We start from the raw sequence: 1,814 nt of genomic DNA, 5'->3' as shown, positions 1-1,814 counted from the left end.
TCAGTTTAGTGCCGGGCGGAATGATGGACTATTATGCCAGGGGCGGAACCGGAAAAACTTCCGATCTTCTAAAGTTCCTGGGACAGGAAGATATGCTGGGGAGTTTCTTTGCTCTGATGTCAGGAGAAGGCGGTGGCGGAAGTTCACCTACATTCCAGTTCCCAAAAGGGACAGAAGAATATTATCAGAAAAATTATCCTGCTTTTTATAATTTTGTGAAAAACCAACTTCCAAAAATCATTAATGATCCGAACTTCTTGCAGGCCTTTATGGATATTACCGGAATGAGCAAAGATGAAGTAGTAAAAGCATTTACATATGGGCAGGGACCGATTCTTCATGATTTTGAATCAAATATAGCTGAGGGACAATATGATTATTCAGTGACACATTATAAAGAAGATTTGAACCGCATATCTATAAATAAAGAAGTTTTAGAATGGTTTGAAAAAGCGGACAGAAATCCGAATACAGTGTCTGGTCTAGCAAATTTATTTTATATGTCTTCCATAATGGGGCATGAAGGAGCGCATTGGGGAAGTAATATAAAAAATGCAGGCTCTCTATCTATTTTGAATAAATATTGTAACCCTATAGATGGTATTCCAGAACATGGTAAAGCTTTTGAATTCAGAATGTATAATTTGGGTATATATCCAAAAGCAAAACCTGGTTGGGGATTAGACAGTGGAAACTATGGTAATAACATATCGAAATATCTAAAAGATTATGTACAGAAAAAACAACAAATATTATCAAACATATTTAAATAAAAATTATGAAAACAACTTATCGTCTTTTCTATCTAATAATATTATTCAGTGTATCTTCTTTTTCTCAAAACAAACACATTTCCATTAAAGAAAATTTTTCGGAACAGTTTTTTTTGAATGATTATGTTTACCATAAACTGAAAAAATATTCAAATAACAATAAAATAGTCATTGCTGATCCAAATAAATATCTAACCAATGAAAAATTGATTTATAACAGCAAGGATTTGGAAATTTTGCTTTATCCGGAAAAAAATAAATCTTATGATTTCTTAATTAAAAAAGTTATAATCAATAATAATTTAGCATTTGTTGCAATGTGGAATAAAGATAGTGTAACAGCATTATGCTTTTACCCCTTTCTTAGTGAATTCACTCCAAATCAATGGATTGTTGAAGAAATAACAACCAGAAGTATAAAGTGATAATTTATTATGAATATACATTACAATATTTAATTGTGTATTTAAAAATACAGTAAGAATCCAACTTTTCAATTTCCAAAAGGGGTCATGTATCAGATTTAGTTATAAATTAATTTTGAAAAAACAATATATTGATGGTTAGACTGACCATTTGGATAGACAAGTAAAAGAGAAGCTTTTACGAAGGATACGAACATAGTTCAGTGCGTTTGAGCTATTTTAAAAATACCTCCGGAAGCGCAGAAGTTCTTGAAGAAATCGACAAAGGAGATTCGCCGATTCCATAAAAAATAAAATATAGAGGCAAAATAATTTTTACCCGTTTGGGCTGAAGCATGAGGGCTACAATGCACAAACCGGAAACCCTTCCTATAACTACGGTTACAACAGCAAAGAACTGCAGAAGGAAACCGGCTGGAGCGACTATGGTGCCAGGATGTATATGAGCGACATCGGGAGATGGGGTGTGATCGATCCATTGGCAGAACAGTACAGAAGACTCACACCGTATAATTATGTAGCAAATAACCCGATTAACTTTATCGATCCTGACGGTAGAAAAATGCAGGCTCCGAAAGGCGATATAAGAAAAATGCAGGCTCCGAAAGGCGATATA

The 1,814-nt window shown here is 33.7% G+C and carries 2 protein-coding genes and 1 pseudogene; all 3 read left to right on the top strand.

Features of this window, described 5'->3' with window-relative positions:
• The coding region (locus ASE55_RS03855) for a hypothetical protein (protein ID WP_131726115.1) at positions 1-773 on the top strand (773 nt) is incomplete at its 5' end.
• Positions 774-778: 5 nt separating this feature from the next.
• Positions 779-1,198 carry a hypothetical protein gene (locus ASE55_RS03850; RefSeq protein WP_056215824.1) on the top strand — a complete coding sequence of 140 codons (420 nt, stop codon included), beginning with the start codon at positions 779-781 and terminating at the stop codon, positions 1,196-1,198.
• Positions 1,199-1,502: 304 nt separating this feature from the next.
• Positions 1,503-1,814 (top strand): annotated as a pseudogene (locus ASE55_RS19800) (RHS repeat domain-containing protein); the annotation flags it as partial.

It is taken from the genome of Chryseobacterium sp. Leaf201 (genome assembly GCF_001421435.1).
GTDB lineage: Bacteria > Bacteroidota > Bacteroidia > Flavobacteriales > Weeksellaceae > Chryseobacterium.
The sequence above is the reverse complement of the archived record's forward strand: the minus strand, read 5'-3'. Positions and strand labels throughout refer to the sequence as shown.